The following is a 15,092-nucleotide window of genomic DNA, read 5'->3' as shown; positions in this document are numbered from 1 at the left end:
CCGCGCATGGCGAGGCAGAACCGGACGCGTGCCCTCCTCGGCGTCGCGCTCGGCGGCACGGCTGTGCTGGCGGCGGCCTGTTCCGGTCCCGGCGGGGTGCGGCCGGGGCACGGCTGGGCGAGTGCCACGACGTTCGCGCTGGCCCGGGTGGACGGGCTGGTGACGGTGGTCGGGGTCGACGCGCGCCGGGCGCGGGCGGAGAGCCTCGCGGTCGTGCCGCAGCAGTCCGACGACACCGAGGCCGTCAGCCCTCGCCTCGTGCGTCTCGCCGACGGGCGCTGGCTGGTGACCGTGCCCCGCGGGGGCGGCGGGCCGGACCGTCGGTACGTGGTGAACCGGGCGGAGCACGTCCTCGACGGCCTTCCCGGCGACCAGCGCCTGCGCCGTGTCCTGCCCGGTCGCACCCTGGTCGCCGAGGTGGCCGCGCTGCCCGACGCGGTGACCGCCGGCCGTGCCCCGGCGTCCACCGTGCTCGTCCGGGACCCCCGGGACTGGTCCACCCGGCGGGAGTTGAAGGTCCCCGGCACGATCGGCCTCGCGGCCTCCGACCCGGGATCGGACACGGTCTGCCTCAGCGGCGATGCGGGGGTCACGGTCGCCGAGCTGACCGGAGGGGGTGTCAGGTCCGTGCCGGTCACGGGTGTTGTGGGGCTCGTCTGTCCGGACGGCCACCCCGTCATCGTCCGGTCGGCAGCCGGCGGTTCGCCCGCCCGCGTGCGCGCCACGCTCACGCGTACGGCGGACGCGACCACGGTGTCCGTGGCCGGCGGCCGGGTCGACGGCGTGGCGGCGCACGGTGCGTCGATCGTGCTCGCGGTGGCGGCCGGGACCGGCACCGAGGTGATCGAGATCGACGCCGCCGGCGGCGAGGAACGGCACCGCGTGCGGCTCGACGGCATGGCGGCGTCCCTCGCGCTGACGTGGAGCCCGGCCGGCTGGCTGGTCTACACCGAGAACACGGTCACCCGGGTGGAGCCGCCGACCGCGCGGACGAAGGAGTTCCCGCTGCCGGGAACGCTGCTCGACGGCTGACTCCGGCTCACCGGCTCACCGGCGCGCCCCGAGTGCGGGCCCGCCTCAGTCGCAGTTCCCAGCCTCCGTGCAGCGCCGCCGCCAGGAGCGCGAAGGTCGCTGCGGGGACGTACAGCAGGGTGGTGAGCGGGAACGGGTCGTCGTTGGAGACGAACAAGCGGACCGTCCCGTAGGCGAACGTCGCGGCCAGGGCCGCTGTCGCGCCGGTGTGCGAGCGCCGCCATGCCTTGCGGTGTCCGGCCCGGCGGTGGATGCGGGCCTCCACCTCGGGCCGCGGCTCCCAGGAGACGCCGTGGTCGCGGGTGGCGGTCTCCCGGAGCGCGGTCAACTCGCCCTCGACGTCGTCGAGTTGCCAGTCGTCGAGGTGGGGGAGGAGGTAGCGGCGGCCCTCGGTGTCGTAGAGGTGGACGGGGAGCCGGGGTTCCAGTGAGTGGGTGTCGGTCCGGCGGGGGTCGGTGCGCAGGGCGTAGACGTCCCGCCAGGGCCGGGTGCGGGTCAGGAGGCGGCCCCGCACGGTGATGCCCTGCGCCGAGACGAGGGTGCGCGCCCGCCAGTGGGCCAGGGCGACCGGGATGAAGAACACCCAGGCGGCCAGGGGGCCCACGGCCGTTTCCCACACGGACACGCCGACGGACATGTCGGAGAACACCATGATCGGCATCATGGCGGTGACCATCAGGGCGAAGGCCAGGAGCACGAGCACTGGCGCCGGCGGCCGACGCCGTCCGCGGTACTCGCGCTCGATTGCGCCCACGCGTACGTTCTCACCCATAGCGCACCATCCCCCCGGCGCACGAACGTGTGCGCGACCGGAAGGAATCGTAGGGGCTCAGCCGCTCTTCCGCCGGTCGAACCACACCGTCGCCAGCGTGGGCAGCAATCCGGCCCAGAAGATCACTTGGGGGATCGTCCGCTCCGTCCACGGGACCTGGGTGAGGAGCAGCGCGCAGAGCATCGCCCAGGCCGCCTGGGCCAGGACGACACGGGCCCAGGTGCGGCGGCGGACCAGGGACCCGAGGTTGACCCGCACGCCGGCGCGCAGCCGCCGGTACCTCAGCAGGGCGCCGAGCGCCCAGATCACGGTCATCGGCACGAGGTTCCACAGCCGCTGGCCGAGCGGCAGCGGAAGCGTGCGCTGGATCTCGCCCTCCACCTGGAACAGGTCGAGCCCGGCGCCGGAGAGGGCGACACAGAGCAGGGCGAGCCAGCGGATGCCGCGCAGCAGCCGGTAGGAGGCGTCGTCGAGACCGCGCTGCATCGTCGTCGAGTCCGGGACGGAGGCGAGCGCGTCGGCGTACAGGGTGGCCGCCCGGGTCGCGTTGACGCCGGGTGTGGTCGCGGCTTCCTTCGTCCGCCGTTCCAGGGCGGCCTTGTGCTGCGGGTCCAGGCGGAGGATCGCCTCGTCCAACTGCGCGGCGACGGTGCGGTTGTTCGCCAGGTCGGCGATCAACCAGGCCACCTCGTACGCGAACACCTTCTCGGGGCCCAACCGGATGGCCTCCTGGGCCAGTTCGCCCGACTCGCGCAGGAAGGCGTCCATGGCCCGCCGGTCCACCGTCCCGCCGTGGGCCTGGGCGTGGCTCACCGTCCGGATGCGGAACAGCCAGTTGGCGAGCAGCGCGTAGCCGTACCAGTGGTCGGGGGCGAGGCGGATCACCTCGCGCAGGACGTCCTCCATCTCCACGAAACGGCCGCCCACCGCCTGGAGGGCGTGTGCGTGCACGGTGAGCGCGCCGACGTCCTCGGGGTCGAGGGCGAGGGCCCGCTCGGTGGCCTCCAGCGCCTTCGTCCCGTCCGGGTCGTCCCCCAGGTGGGTGCGCGCGAGCTCGACCCAGGCGCGGAGATCCTCCGGTTCCTCCGCGAGCCGTTGGGCCAGCAACTGCCGGGCCTCGGCGTACCGTTTCAGGTCGATGAGTACGTCGGCCCGTTCCACGGCGGGGTGCACGGTGCTCACAGTTTGCGTCTCTTCTTCAGGTAGGCGACGAGGTCGTCGTACATTCCGCCCTCGTTGGCGAACATCGCCACGTTGCGGGCGGAGGCGAACCAGGGCTCGGCCGACGGGACGACGTCCTTCGCGGCGGCCAGCAGGTCCTTCATGCCGATCATGCGGACGGCGCCGGTGCGCGCCGACTCGAGCAGCGCCCGCTCGGCGGCCGTCTCGCACACATGGGCCAGGTCGGCGCCGGACAGTCCGTCGGTGACCTTGGCGAGCTTGCCCAAGTCGATGTTCTCGACGGGGCGTTCGCGCAGGTGGTAGCGGAGGATCGCCTCGCGGGCCGGGGCGTCGGGCGGCAGCACGAGCAGGGTGCGGTCCAGCCGGCCGGGCCGGCGCAGGGCGAGGTCCACGTCCCAGGGCACGTTGGTGGCGGCCAGGACGAACACGCCGTCGTTGGCGTCGGACCCGATACCGTCGAGTTCCGTCAGCAGCTGGTTGACGGTGTTGCGCATGCCGCTGTGCGCGGTGCGGCTGCGCTTGGCGCCAAGCGCGTCCAGCTCGTCGAGGAAGACCACGCACGGGGCCTGGCGGCGGGCGGTCTCGAAGACCTCGTGCATGTTGCGCTCGGAGTTGCCGATCCACATGTCGAGGACGTCGTTGACGGACACGGACAGGAAACCGGCCCCGAGTTCACCGGCGACCGCGCGGGCGATGAACGTCTTGCCGCAGCCGGGCGGCCCGTACAGCAGCAGTCCGCCGCGCAGGCTCTTGCCGTACAGGCGGCGCAGTTCGGGGTTGCGCAGCGGGGCGAGGAAGGCGGCTTCCAGCCGGTCCTTGACGTCCCGCATGCCGCCGACGTCGGCCAGTCGCACGGCGCCCGGCCGCTCCACGTCCCACGCGTCGGCGTCGCCGGTGTCGCCTGGGTCGTCCCGCCCGTCGGCGCGGACCGGCGACTCGACGAACCTCGGCGGGACGACGCCCTCGACCTGCTCCTCGGCGGCCTTCCAGTCGAACCCCGTGCGTCCTGTCGCCGGAGGGGCCTCCGCGGGGCGGGCGGGCGCCCCGATCGCACGGGCCATCAACTCCCGCGCCTGCGCGTCCCCCGGCGCGTGCTGAAGCGCGACGGCGACCTCGGCGACGGCGGCGTCCGCCCGTCCGTCGCCGAGGAGGAGCTCGGCCAGGTGCAGTCGCAACGGGACGTCGGCGGGGGCCGCGGCGACCGCCGTGCGCAGACTCTGGATCAGGGGCGGCTCTTCCGGCATGGCCCCTACCCTACGGAGCCCCTACGACAGTCGCCCCACCCGCCCGGAGCGCGCCCGGATCACGTCCGGAGCGCGCCCGGATCACGGCCGTTCAGGAGGCCGACGGCGTCCAGCCCGCGAGCCAGTCCGCGACCTCCTGGTCCGCCGCCTGGGCGTCCGTCAGGTGGGGCCGGTCGCCGCTCGAAGCGCCCGCGCCGGCACCGGTGTTGCGGTACTCGGCGAAGCGGTCGTCCTTCCAGGAGAAGCCGCTCATGTCCGTCCACGGGGTGGTCTTGATCGCGGCGCTGAGGGCGGTGTTGCGGACCGTGGTCTGCGGGTCGAGGGTGGCGTCGCCGCCGGCGTGCCAGGGACGGCCGAGGTGGAAGCTGCGGTCGGAGACGTCGCCGTTGACCGTGGAGTTGGCGATCAGGATGCCCTTGCGGTTCGCGGGCGTGCTCGGGGCGGTGACATAGCCGGCCGAGGTGCCGTTCCAGCGCTTCTTCAGGGTGATGACGGACCGGTCGATCACCGCGGTGGCCCGGCCGAAGATGAAGTCGACGTTGCCGACGACGTAGGAGTTGGCCATGTAGACCCGGCCGAGCCGGTCCTTGGCCGCGGTGTCCACGAGCAGGGTGTCCTGGTCGCCGCTGACGATGACGCCGTCGAGGAACACCTTGTCCGCGGCGGTGCGCAGCGCGACGGCCTGGTGGCCCGACAGGGACTGGTTGGCGGCCTCGTCGAAGTCGTTGGAGATCGTCAGGTTGCGGGCCTGGAAGTCGTCCGCCTCGACGGCCACGGTGGCGCTGCCGCCCGTGCCGTAGGTGCCGGAGCCGTCGGGCTTCGGGGTGCCCGACGCGTTGTTGTAGACGATCACCGTGTCCTTGCGGCTGCCGCCCGCGCCCTGGATCGTGACGTGCGGCTTGTTCGCCGGGACCTTGACCGTCTCGCGGTACGTCCCCGGCTTGACCGAGATGACCACCCGGGAGGCGTTGTTCGCCGGTACGGCGTTCACCGCGGCCTGCACGGTCCGGTACTGGCCGGAGCCGTCCTGCGCGACGGTGAGGGTCGTGGCGGCGGCGGCCTTCACGGCGGGGGTGGTGGTGGCGGTCGTGCCGAGCGAAGCGCGCGGGCCGGCGCCCGACCTCAGCAGCGACGGGACGTCGGCGGTCTTGTCGAGGGTGTACGGGTAGTACGTCTTCGGGTCGAAGGCGGTCCCCCCGCTCTCGTTGCGCCCGCTCGTCCCGACGAAGGTGTTGCCCTTCTGGACGACGGTCGCCGTGGCGTCCTTGATGACCGGGTTGCTGACGCCCTGGAAGTAGGAGTTCTCCAGGAGCATCCGCGTCCTGCCCCGCGAGTAGTTCCCGTACGACGACTTGATCGCGGTGCCCGCCGCGTCCTCCAGGAAGTTGTTGTAGAGGTGGGCGTGGGCGGCGTTGTCCGTGGACGGGTTGCGCTGCTCGGTCTCGCGGATCCAGTTGTGGTGGATCGTGATGTCGGTGACGACGTTCTCGGTCCAGCCGATGCCGAAGGCCTTGTTGTCGTCGCTCAGCTTGTTCCAGGACACGGTCACGTACGTGGTGTCCTTGCGGACGTCGATCAGCCCGTCGGCCATGTGCCGCAGGTCGTTGTGGTCGATCCAGACGTGGTGCGCCCCGTCCATCTGGATCGCGTCGAAGTCGTGCTCCTTGTCGTTCCAGACGCCCTGGTACGCGTCCCGGATGGTGAGGTTCCGGATGATCACGTTGTGGACGCCCTGACCGAGGAAGAAGCCGCCCCCGACGATGTGCCCGGACGTCCCGGCCCCGATGATCGTCTTGTCGGACTTGACCTTGATCTCTTTCCCGACCGGGTTCATGTCGATCGTCGCGGCGACGACGATGACGTACGGCTCGGCGGCCGTCGCGTACTTCTCCAGGTCGGCGAGGGTCTTCACGGTCACGGTCTTGCCGTCACGGCCGCCGTACGTTCCGTTCTGCCCGAGCGCGTCGACGGAGGCGAAGCCGTCGGCGGTCGCGGTGGCCCAGGCGGGCGCGGCGGTGGCCGCGGACGCCGTGCGTTGGGCGTCCGCGCCGAACAGCCCGAGATCCGTGCCGTAGGCGAAGACGCCGGCCGAGGTCAACGCCAGCGGCACGCTCACCGCGGCGGCTGTGCCGCGCCTGCGGTGACGGGGCTTGCGGCGGAGATCGCTCATGTGTGGGTTCCGTTCCGTACGAGGGGGGACCACCCGGATGAGGTGCGGGTCATGCGGTGGTCGCCGCTCGCGGCGGAAAGGTTGCCGGGGAGCCGACGGTCGTGACCGCCGTCCGGACGACGGGCTCTAGGACACCGGTGGCGTCCGCGGTGCTTCCGGGACCTCCGGCGGCGGCGTCGGCGCGCCCGGCAGGCGGACCGTCGCCACCGTGCCGCCGCCCTCCGCGCGTGCCAGCGTGACCTCGCCGCCCGCCTGCTCCACTGTCCGGGCCACGATCGACAGGCCGAGGCCCGAGCCGGGGAGGGCGCGGGCGCTGGGGGAGCGCCAGAACCGGTCGAAGACGTGGGGGAGTTCGTCCTCGGGGATGCCCGGCCCGTGGTCGCGGACGGTCAGCACGCCGTGCGTCAGCTGCACGTCGACCGCGCCGCCCTCAGGGCTGAACTTCACCGCGTTGTCGAGGATGTTGACCACCGCGCGCTCCAGAGCCGCCGGCTCCGCACGGGTGTACCAGGGGTCCAGGGACGCCGTGATGGTCAACTCCGGGCCGCGCAGCCGGGCCCGGCGCAGGGCCGCCTCCACGGTGTCCTCCAGGGCGACCACCTGGACGCGCTCGCCGCGCTGCCCCTCCGAGCGGGCCAGCTCCTGCAAGTCACCGATCAGTGAGGCCAGTTCGGTCATCTGCGCCTTCACCGACGCGAGGAGCGCCTTGCGGTCGGCGGCGGGGATCGGGCGGCCGGTCTCCTCGCTGCGGGTGAGCAGCTCGATGTTCGTGCGCAACGACGTCAGGGGCGTGCGCAGCTCATGTCCCGCGTCGGCGATCAACTGCTGTTGCAGCTCACGGGAGTTGGCCAGGGAGGCGGTCATCGAGTTGAAGGAGCGGGAGAGGCGGGCCACCTCGTCGTCGCTCTCGTCCTCCACCGGGATGCGGATGCCGAGGTCCTCCGTCCGGGCCACGTGCTCGACGGCCTCGGTCAGCTTGTCGACGGGGCGCAGCCCGGCACGGGCGACGGCGAGACCGGCGGCGCCTGCGCCGAGGACTCCGACACCGGAGACGAGGAGGAGGATGAGGGCGAGTTCGTTGAGGGTGGACTGGGTTCCCTTGAGGGGGGTCGCGAGCATCAGGGCCGCGGAGCCTTCGGTGGTGGACAGCGGCACGGTGAGGACGCGTACGGCGTTCCCCTCCTCGTCGGTGCCGTTGTGGTAGACGCTCTCGCCGTCGGCCGCGTTGCTCAGGACATTCCGGTCGGTGCCGGAGACCTTGATACGTCCCGTGGAGGTCGGGTTGACGCAGACCGTGCCGTCCTGCTTGAGCACCTGCTGGTAGCTGTTGCCGAAGATCCGGTTGTTGTCCTGCGCCTCCTGCGCACACACGTTGAGAACGGCCTCGAGCGTCTGCTCCAGCCCCGGTCGCTGCCGCATCTTCGCAAGATCGTCATTGACCTGGTCGTACAGCTTCCCCTGCACGATGAACCAGCACGTCACCGACACCGCCGCCACCGCGAACGCCACAGCGGCAGCGACCAGCATCGACAGCCGAGCCCGGATCGGCAGCGTCCGGAACCGGCGGACCACCCTGATCACTCCGCGCCGCCCTGCCTCAGCACATACCCCACGCCCCGCACGGTGTGCACGAGCCGGGGCTCGCCGCCCGCCTCCGTCTTGCGGCGGAGGTACATCACGTACACGTCCAGCGAGTTGGACGACGGCTCGAAGTCGAAGCCCCAGACCGCCTTCAGGATCTGCTCCCGGGTCAGCACCTGGCGCGGGTGCGCCATGAACATCTCCAGCAGCGTGAACTCGGTCCGGGTCAGCTCCACCGGCCGCCCGGCCCGCGTCACCTCCCGCGTCGCCAGGTTCATGCGCAGGTCGGCGAAGGTGAGCGCCTCGTCCGCCTGGACGTGCTCCGTCATGGCCGCCGCGTAGGAGCTGCGGCGCAGCAGCGCGCGGACGCGGGCGAACAGCTCGTCGAGTTCGAACGGCTTGACCAGGTAGTCGTCGGCGCCCGCGTCGAGGCCGGTGACGCGGTCGCCGACGGTGTCGCGGGCGGTCAGCATCAGGATGGGCGTGGTGTCGCCGGCCCCGCGGATGCGGCGGGCGGCGGTGAGGCCGTCCATGCGGGGCATCTGGATGTCGAGGACGACCAGGTCGGGACGGTAGGCCGTCGCCTTCTCCAGGGCGTCGGCGCCGTCGACGGCGACCTGCGTGTCGTAGCCCTCGAAGGCGAGGCTGCGCTGGAGTGCTTCGCGCACCGCCGGCTCGTCGTCGACGATCAGGATGCGCTGGGGGTCACGGTCGCCTTCGGCGGGGCTCATGGGTGTGGATTCCTCGGGTGCGGTGGGACGACGGAGGCTGAACGATTTCAGCGTCGCATGGTTCCCGACGGGCGCGTACAGGGGCGGCGGCCTCAGCGGACCCGGGCGGTCCGGCGGCGGCGTCGTGCGGTGGAGCGGTGGTCCGCCGTCGTCGTGGCGGCGGCGGCCGTGGCCACCTCCGGTGCCCGCGACGCCTGCCGCGTCGGCGGGTGCAGCTCGTACGCCACCGCGAGGGCCAGCGCGAGGTCGGCCGCGCCGACTGCGGTCACCGGGTGCGAAACCTGCTTGATCATGACGTACTCCCTGCTGGGTCGATGAGGCTCGGTGGAGGTCAGTCGTCGGAGCCGCCGGCCCGCAGCGTGGCCAGGTCGGCCTTGACGGTGTTGATCGGGATGGCGAAGCCGAGGCCGACGCTGCCGGCGTCGGAGGAGGAGGCGTTCGCGGCGGAGTACATCGCGGAGTTGATGCCGATGATGTTGCCGTCGGCGTCGATCAGCGCGCCGCCGGAGTTGCCGGGGTTGAGGGAAGCGTCCGTCTGGAGCGCCTTGTACGTCGTCGTGGACGAGCCCGTGTCGCCGTTGAACTCCCGGCCGCCGAACTCGAACGGCCAGCCGCCGCTGCCCTGCTGTTGCTGCTGCCGGCCCTGGCTCTCGTCCGTCGAGACGGTCACGTCACGGTCGAGGGCGGAGACGATGCCGCTGGTGACGGTGCCGGTGAGGCCCTCGGGGGAGCCGATCGCCACGACCGTGTCGCCGACCTGGACGCCGTCGGAGTTGCCGAGGGTGGCCGCCTTGAGACCGGAGGCGTTCTGGAGCTTGATCAGCGCGAGGTCCTTGGCGCTGTCGGTGCCGACGACCTGCGCGGTGTACTGCTTGCCGTCGCTCGTCGTCACCTTGATCGAGGAGGCGCCGGAGACCACGTGGTTGTTGGTGAGGATCTCGCCGTCGCTGGTGATGATCACACCGGAGCCGGTCGAGGAGCCTCCGCTGAGGGTGGCGCTGATCTCGACGACGCTCGGGCTGACCGCGGCGGCGATGGCGGCGACGTTGCCCGTCTTGCTGGACGGCACGACGCTGGTGGTGGTCGAGGAGGAGACGACCTGGTCCTTGCCGGTCAGCTCCTGGATGCCGTAGGCCGTGCCGCCGCCGATCGCCGCGGCGACGATCGCCACGGCGGCGAGCAGCGCGATAGGGCCGCGGGTGCGCTTCCTCTTCGGGGCGGCGGGCTCGGCCGCGACCGGGGTGAGGAGAGCGGTGCCGCCGCCGTCGCCGTCCCCGCCGAAGGCAGCCGACGCGTGCGGCTGCGGGTACTGGCCCGGCTGCCCCAGCCCCTGCCCCTGCTGCTGCGCGGGCGTCTGCCACGCCGCCGCCGGCTCGGCGGTCTGCGCGGGCTGTACGGGCTGAGCGACCGGCCGGTGAGCCGGCGGGGGCGGCCACTCCGGGTTCACGGGGGTGGAGGCGTGCTGCGGGGCGCCCAGGTACGGGTTCTCGTGGTTCTCGTACGCGTCGTGATCGCCGCTGCGGCGGATGCTCTCGGTCATGGCACTGAGCTTGTCGCCCGACCATGAGAGCTTCCTGAGTGCTCCCTGAGAACCCGGCCAGAACCTCGTGTGCCCGAAATAAAGCCGATTCCGGCGGCCGGGCGAGGCTTCTCAGAGCTCTCTCAGAAAAAGCTGGCTCTCTCAGAAAGCCGGCTCTCTCAGAAAGGCCGCCCCGGGCTACTCGCAGCCGCAGGACCGCCGCAGCACCAGCCGCGACGGGAACACCTTCAGCCGCTCGCGCCGCGAGCCCGGGACCCGTACCCCGTCGTCCAGGACCAGGTCCACCGCCGAGCGGGCCATCGCCGAGCGGTCGGAGGCGATCGTGGTCAGGGGCGGGTCGGCGAGCGCCGCCTCCTTGATGTCGTCGAAGCCGGCCACGGCCAGCTCGCCGGGGACGTCGATGCGCAGTTCGCGCGCCGCGCGCAGCAGGCCGATCGCCTGGTCGTCGGTGGAGCAGAAGACGGCCGGCGGACGGTCCGGGCCCGACAGCAGGTCGAGGGCGACCCGGTAGGCGTCGTATCGGTTGTAGGGGGCCTCGAAGAGCCGCCCCTCGGTGCTGATCCCGGCCTCGTCCATCGCGCGCCGCCAGCCCTCGACGTGGTCGGAGACCGGGTCGCCCACGGAGGGGGTCTCGGCGGTGCCGCCGACGCAGGCCACGTACTCGTAGCCGTGCTCCAGCAGATGGCGTACGGCGAGCTGCGCGCCGCCCAGGTCGTCGGTGACGACGGCGACGTCGTCGATGGCCTCGGGCCGCTCGTGCAGCAGGACGACCCGGGCGTCCCAGGCGTCGATCTCGGCGGCGGCGTTGTCGTTGAGCGCGTGGCTGACGAGGATCAGGCCGGAGACCCGCATCCCCAGGAAGGCGCGCAGATAGTGGACCTCGCGCTCGCCGACGTAGTCGGAGTTGCCGACGAGCACCATCTTGCCGCGCTCGGAGGCGGCCTGTTCGACCGCGTGCGCCATCTCCCCGAAGAAGGGCTGGCGCGCGTCCGGCACGATCAGGCCTATGAGGTCCGTGCGCCGGGAGGCCATGGCCTGGGCGACGCGGTCGGGCCGGTACCCCAGCTCCTTGATCGCGGCGAGGACACGCTCGCGCGTGGCCGGGGCGACCGGCCGGGGTCCGTTGTTGATGACATAGCTGACCACGGCAGTGGACGTCCCTGCCAGCCGCGCTACATCGTCCCGAGTCACCTTGGCCACGCGCGGAGTCTACGCGGATGGACCAGCTCCGGGCAGGGCGTGAAGCAGCCTCCCTGTCCGGCGGCCGTGCGCTCCCTGAGCGGCCGCCGGAGGTACTGGCGAGTACTAGGCCTCCGCCGAGACCTCTTCGGCGTTCACCGAAGCCGCGTTGTCCGCATCCTCCGCCTTTGAGCGGTCCGCCTTGCCCTTGGAGTCGTCGGCGGCACGCTCGATCTTCTCGGGCGTAACGAATCGATAACCGACGTTCCGGACGGTCCCGATCAGCGACTCGTGCTCGGGGCCGAGCTTGGCGCGCAGCCGCCGTACGTGCACGTCGACGGTCCGGGTGCCGCCGAAGTAGTCGTAGCCCCAGACCTCCTGGAGGAGCTGCGCGCGCGTGAAGACGCGGCCCGGGTGCTGGGCCAGGTACTTCAGCAGCTCGAACTCCTTGAAGGTGAGGTCGAGGACGCGGCCCTTGAGTTTCGCGGAGTACGTCGCCTCGTCGACCGACAGATCGCCGTTGCGGATCTCCATGGGGGAGTCGTCGTTGACGATCTGCTGGCGGCCCATGGCCAGCCGCAGCCGCGCCTCCACCTCGGCGGGGCCGGCGGTGTCGAGGAGCACGTCGTCGATGCCCCAGTCGGCGGTGACGGCGGCGAGGCCGCCCTCGGTCACGACGAGGATGAGCGGACAGCCGGGGCCGGTGGAGCGCAGCAGCTGGCACAGGCTGCGGACCTGCGGCAGATCACGGCGGCCGTCGATCAGGATGACGTCGGCGCCGGGGGTGTCGACGAGGGCGGGGCCCTCCGCCGGAGCCACGCGCACGTTGTGCAGCAGCAGACCGAGCGCGGGGAGCACCTCCGTCGACGGCTGGAGGGCGTTGGTCAGGAGCAGCAGAGAACTCATACGTCTGGTTCCTCCTCGGTCCCTGCGAGGACGCTTCGGGCACTGCGGCACTTCGACACTGCGCTGGTTCGGTACTGCGTCGCGTTCATCAGGGTCGTACACCCGCGGTCACCTGGAGTTACCCGCTTCGTATACAACGCGTCCGAAAGCACAAAAGGACCCGGGGGCAACGCTGCCCGAGTCCTCTGCCCAGCAGAATAGCCCACATGAGCAACAGCCGGGCAGGTCATGTGGCGCGTTCCACCGGGCGTCCGTACTCCGAGACGAGCAGACGCACGCCTTTGCGGACGTTTCTGCACACGGCCGACGGCATTTCCCTCGATTCCGTATACGACCCGGGGCCGGTCGTATACGACGCCTCCCGTCCGCTTTCCCGTCATCCGGTTTTCGTGATCGCGCACGGATTCACCGGCGACGTGGATCGGCCACATGTTCGCCGGGTGGCGTCGGCGCTCGCCGCGTACGGGGCGGTCGTCACCTTCTCCTTCCGTGGCCACGGACGCTCCGGCGGGCACTCCACCGTCGGCGACCGCGAGGTGCTCGACCTGGCGGCGGCCGTGGAGTGGGCGCGCGGGCTCGGCCACGCGCGCGTGGTGACCGTCGGCTTCTCCATGGGGGGCTCGGTGGTGCTGCGGCACGCGGCGCTGCACCCGGGCACGGTGGACGCCGTGGTCGCGGTGAGCGCGCCCGCCCGCTGGTACTACCGGGGCACCGCCCCCATGCGCCGGCTGCACTGGCTGATCACCCGCCCGGCGGGCCGCGTGGTCGGCCGCTACGGCTTCCGCGTCCGGATCCACCGCCGCGACTGGGATCCGGTGCCGCTCTCGCCGGCGGAGGCGGTCCCGAGGATCGCGCCGACGCCGCTGCTCATCGTGCACGGCGACAGCGACGGCTACTTCCCCGTCGACCACCCCCTGATGCTGGCCGAGGCCGCCGGTGACCACGGCGAACTCTGGCTGGAGCGCGGCATGGGCCACGCCGAGCACGCCGCCGACGACGGCCTGCTGGCCAGGATCGGGGACTGGGCGCTGGCGCGGGCGGGCTAGCCTGAGCTTGTTGACCGTCGACGGAACGACTGGACTGGCTGAGGAACGAGATGGCAAAGGTCACGGTGCGCTACTGGGCGGCCGCGAAGGCCGCGGCGGGAGTCGCCGAGGAGTCGCAGGACGCGGCCACCCTCGCCGAGGCGCTCCAAGCCGTGCGCGGGCGACACCCCGGCGAACTCACGCGTGTCCTGCGGCGATGCTCGTTCCTCGTCGACGGCGACCCCGTGGGCACCCGCGCACATGAGACGGTACGGCTGACCGACGGCGGCACGGTCGAGGTGCTCCCGCCGTTCGCAGGAGGGTGAGGATGACCGACCAGCCGTATCGACAGGGGCAGGGCCAGAACCAGGGCCAGAATCATGGCCAGGGCCCCGGCCAGGGGTACGAGGGCGACGCCCCGTACGCCCATCAGCAGCACCAGCACCAGCACCAGCACCAGCAGCAGCCGCACCAGCAGCCGTGGCCCGGGCAGCAGCAGTACGGGTACGACGAGCAGCAGGCCCACCTCCAGTACACCCAGGAGTGGCAGGGCCAGACCTGGGAGACCAGCGTGCAGCCGCCGGTCACGGCGGCGGACGCGGCGCAGACGGCGTACATGCCGCCCCAGACGGGCGACGCACCGGTGTACGGCGCCCCGGCGGCGTGGCAGCAGCAGGCGTCGTACAGCGCCCAGCAGCAGCCCCACGCGACCGGACCGGCACCGGCCTACGACGCCGCACCCGGGCAGGCCTACGGCACCGGGCCCGCCCAGGCCCCCGCGCCCGCTCAGACCCCCGTACAGCCTCCCGCCCCCACCTCCGCCGCCGCTCCTGAGGCCGGCGGCCCCGGCTACGGTCCCGCCACCCTCGCCGGGAACGCCCGCATCACCGACGCGCAGCGCGCCCGCCTGGAGGGGCGCTCGCCGATCATCGAGCCCGGGATGCAGCCCGCGGCGCTCACCGCGCTGCTCGGACTGCTCCTCTCCGGCGCGGCGGCCGTCGGCACGTACGCGCTGCTGGTCCCGCTCGTCGTCCTCCAGGCCGTCACCGCGGCGGGCTGGTTCCGGCTGAACGGCATGTGGCCCGCCCGGCAGGGCATCGCGCTGGCCTTCCTGGGCGCGCTGGTCGCGGACGCGGCGCTGCTCGCCGCCGGCCGCGAGAACGCCCCGGCGGCCATCCTCGGCACCCTCGGGGCCTGGGTCCTGCTCTGCCTCGTCCTCCAACTGCGCTCGCACGCCGACCCCGACGAGCGGATGTACGGCCTGATGGCGACGGTCGCCTCCGCGGCCCTCGCGATCATCGCCACCGGCCATCTCGGCGCGGACCCCGACGCGGTGACCGTGGGCGCCGCCGCCGTCGCGGTGGCCGTCCTGGCCCGCGCGCTGCCGCTGCCCACCCCGGCGTCGGTCGTGGTCTCGCTGCTCGCGGCGGCCGGGGCCGGCATCGCCGTCGGCGGGATGACCGGGCTGGGCGCGAAGGGCGCGCTGCTCGGCGGCGGCGCGGCGGTCTGCGCGCTGATCGGCCACCGGGTCGCGAGCTACGACTACCCCTCCCGATTCGTCCACTTCACGGCGGGAGTGGCCCTGCCGCTGGCGGCGGCGGCACCGGCGGTGTACGTGCTGGGCCGCGCCCTGGCCTGAGCCCACAGCTGATCGAAAAATTCCGGTCAATCCTCCCCAAGGGGTTACCGTGTGTCGGCTACTGAACTGACCGTCGGACACTTCCGGGTGG

14 protein-coding genes are annotated in these 15,092 nt (G+C 72.4%); 4 read left to right on the top strand and 10 right to left on the bottom strand.

Features of this window, described 5'->3' with window-relative positions:
- Nucleotides 1-6 precede the first annotated feature (6 nt).
- The gene (locus ACFYX4_RS12235; protein WP_389330072.1) at nucleotides 7-1,032 is read left to right on the top strand and encodes a hypothetical protein; all 1,026 of its coding nucleotides are present in this window, start codon (nucleotides 7-9) and stop codon (nucleotides 1,030-1,032) included.
- 7 nt (nucleotides 1,033-1,039) lie between these two features.
- On the opposite strand, the gene ACFYX4_RS12230 is transcribed toward ACFYX4_RS12235, so the two are convergent.
- The 10 genes from ACFYX4_RS12230 to ACFYX4_RS12185 form a co-directional block, all read right to left on the bottom strand.
- Nucleotides 1,040-1,804, bottom strand: a complete 765-nt coding sequence (locus ACFYX4_RS12230; protein ID WP_389330069.1) for a PH domain-containing protein — start codon at nucleotides 1,802-1,804, stop codon at nucleotides 1,040-1,042.
- Nucleotides 1,805-1,861: 57 nt separating this feature from the next.
- Complete coding sequence (locus ACFYX4_RS12225) at nucleotides 1,862-2,986, bottom strand: tetratricopeptide repeat protein (protein WP_389330066.1); 1,125 nt, start codon at nucleotides 2,984-2,986, stop codon at nucleotides 1,862-1,864.
- On the bottom strand, nucleotides 2,983-4,230 hold the full coding sequence (locus tag ACFYX4_RS12220) for an ATP-binding protein (RefSeq protein WP_389330063.1): 1,248 nt from the start codon (nucleotides 4,228-4,230) through the stop codon (nucleotides 2,983-2,985). The genes ACFYX4_RS12225 and ACFYX4_RS12220 overlap by 4 nt, the downstream gene beginning before the upstream one ends.
- Nucleotides 4,231-4,321: 91 nt before the next feature.
- Nucleotides 4,322-6,400, bottom strand: a complete 2,079-nt coding sequence (locus ACFYX4_RS12215) for a pectinesterase family protein (RefSeq protein ID WP_389330060.1) — start codon at nucleotides 6,398-6,400, stop codon at nucleotides 4,322-4,324.
- A 126-nt stretch (nucleotides 6,401-6,526) separates the two neighbouring features.
- The gene (locus ACFYX4_RS12210) at nucleotides 6,527-7,981 is read right to left on the bottom strand and encodes an ATP-binding protein (protein WP_389330057.1); all 1,455 of its coding nucleotides are present in this window, start codon (nucleotides 7,979-7,981) and stop codon (nucleotides 6,527-6,529) included.
- Nucleotides 7,978-8,712, bottom strand: coding sequence for a response regulator transcription factor (locus tag ACFYX4_RS12205; RefSeq protein ID WP_389330054.1), 735 nt, complete (start codon nucleotides 8,710-8,712; stop codon nucleotides 7,978-7,980). The genes ACFYX4_RS12210 and ACFYX4_RS12205 overlap by 4 nt, the downstream gene beginning before the upstream one ends.
- Before the next feature lie 92 nt (nucleotides 8,713-8,804).
- Nucleotides 8,805-9,005 carry a hypothetical protein gene (locus tag ACFYX4_RS12200; protein WP_389330051.1) on the bottom strand — a complete coding sequence of 67 codons (201 nt, stop codon included), beginning with the start codon at nucleotides 9,003-9,005 and terminating at the stop codon, nucleotides 8,805-8,807.
- 38 nt (nucleotides 9,006-9,043) lie between these two features.
- A complete protein-coding gene (locus ACFYX4_RS12195) occupies nucleotides 9,044-10,252 on the bottom strand; it encodes a S1C family serine protease (protein ID WP_389330048.1) in 1,209 nt (402 codons plus the stop codon).
- A gap of 177 nt (nucleotides 10,253-10,429) precedes the next feature.
- The gene (locus tag ACFYX4_RS12190; RefSeq protein WP_389330044.1) at nucleotides 10,430-11,452 is read right to left on the bottom strand and encodes a LacI family DNA-binding transcriptional regulator; all 1,023 of its coding nucleotides are present in this window, start codon (nucleotides 11,450-11,452) and stop codon (nucleotides 10,430-10,432) included.
- A gap of 105 nt (nucleotides 11,453-11,557) precedes the next feature.
- A complete protein-coding gene (locus tag ACFYX4_RS12185) occupies nucleotides 11,558-12,337 on the bottom strand; it encodes a response regulator transcription factor (RefSeq protein WP_389330041.1) in 780 nt (259 codons plus the stop codon).
- 206 nt (nucleotides 12,338-12,543) lie between these two features.
- On the opposite strand from ACFYX4_RS12185, the gene ACFYX4_RS12180 reads away from it, so the two are divergent.
- The 3 genes from ACFYX4_RS12180 to ACFYX4_RS12170 are packed head-to-tail and all read left to right on the top strand — an operon-like array spanning nucleotide 12,544 to nucleotide 15,001.
- Nucleotides 12,544-13,383, top strand: coding sequence for an alpha/beta hydrolase family protein (locus tag ACFYX4_RS12180; RefSeq protein ID WP_389330038.1), 840 nt, complete (start codon nucleotides 12,544-12,546; stop codon nucleotides 13,381-13,383).
- Nucleotides 13,384-13,433: 50 nt separating this feature from the next.
- Nucleotides 13,434-13,688, top strand: a complete 255-nt coding sequence (locus tag ACFYX4_RS12175) for a MoaD/ThiS family protein (RefSeq protein WP_389330035.1) — start codon at nucleotides 13,434-13,436, stop codon at nucleotides 13,686-13,688.
- A gap of 2 nt (nucleotides 13,689-13,690) precedes the next feature.
- On the top strand, nucleotides 13,691-15,001 hold the full coding sequence (locus ACFYX4_RS12170) for a hypothetical protein (RefSeq protein ID WP_389330032.1): 1,311 nt from the start codon (nucleotides 13,691-13,693) through the stop codon (nucleotides 14,999-15,001).
- Nucleotides 15,002-15,092 lie beyond the last annotated feature (91 nt).

It is taken from the genome of Streptomyces sp. NPDC002328 (assembly GCF_042890065.1).
Taxonomy (GTDB): Bacteria; Actinomycetota; Actinomycetes; order Streptomycetales; family Streptomycetaceae; genus Streptomyces.
Note: the sequence above shows the minus strand (reverse complement) of the source record. Positions and strands in the feature narration are given on the sequence as shown.

What these genes read in the sequence shown, in the direction of transcription:
- ACFYX4_RS12235 (WP_389330072.1), top strand. Translation starts at nt 7, where the DNA reads ATGGCGAGGCAGAACCGGACGCGTGCCCTCCTCGGCGTCGCGCTCGGC.
- ACFYX4_RS12230 (WP_389330069.1), bottom strand. Translation starts at nt 1,804, where the DNA reads ATGGGTGAGAACGTACGCGTGGGCGCAATCGAGCGCGAGTACCGCGGA.
- ACFYX4_RS12220 (WP_389330063.1), bottom strand. Translation starts at nt 4,230, where the DNA reads ATGCCGGAAGAGCCGCCCCTGATCCAGAGTCTGCGCACGGCGGTCGCC.
- ACFYX4_RS12215 (WP_389330060.1), bottom strand. Translation starts at nt 6,400, where the DNA reads ATGAGCGATCTCCGCCGCAAGCCCCGTCACCGCAGGCGCGGCACAGCC.
- ACFYX4_RS12205 (WP_389330054.1), bottom strand. Translation starts at nt 8,712, where the DNA reads ATGAGCCCCGCCGAAGGCGACCGTGACCCCCAGCGCATCCTGATCGTC.
- ACFYX4_RS12200 (WP_389330051.1), bottom strand. Translation starts at nt 9,005, where the DNA reads ATGATCAAGCAGGTTTCGCACCCGGTGACCGCAGTCGGCGCGGCCGAC.
- ACFYX4_RS12195 (WP_389330048.1), bottom strand. Translation starts at nt 10,252, where the DNA reads ATGACCGAGAGCATCCGCCGCAGCGGCGATCACGACGCGTACGAGAAC.
- ACFYX4_RS12185 (WP_389330041.1), bottom strand. Translation starts at nt 12,337, where the DNA reads ATGAGTTCTCTGCTGCTCCTGACCAACGCCCTCCAGCCGTCGACGGAG.
- ACFYX4_RS12180 (WP_389330038.1), top strand. Translation starts at nt 12,544, where the DNA reads ATGAGCAACAGCCGGGCAGGTCATGTGGCGCGTTCCACCGGGCGTCCG.
- ACFYX4_RS12175 (WP_389330035.1), top strand. Translation starts at nt 13,434, where the DNA reads ATGGCAAAGGTCACGGTGCGCTACTGGGCGGCCGCGAAGGCCGCGGCG.
- ACFYX4_RS12170 (WP_389330032.1), top strand. Translation starts at nt 13,691, where the DNA reads ATGACCGACCAGCCGTATCGACAGGGGCAGGGCCAGAACCAGGGCCAG.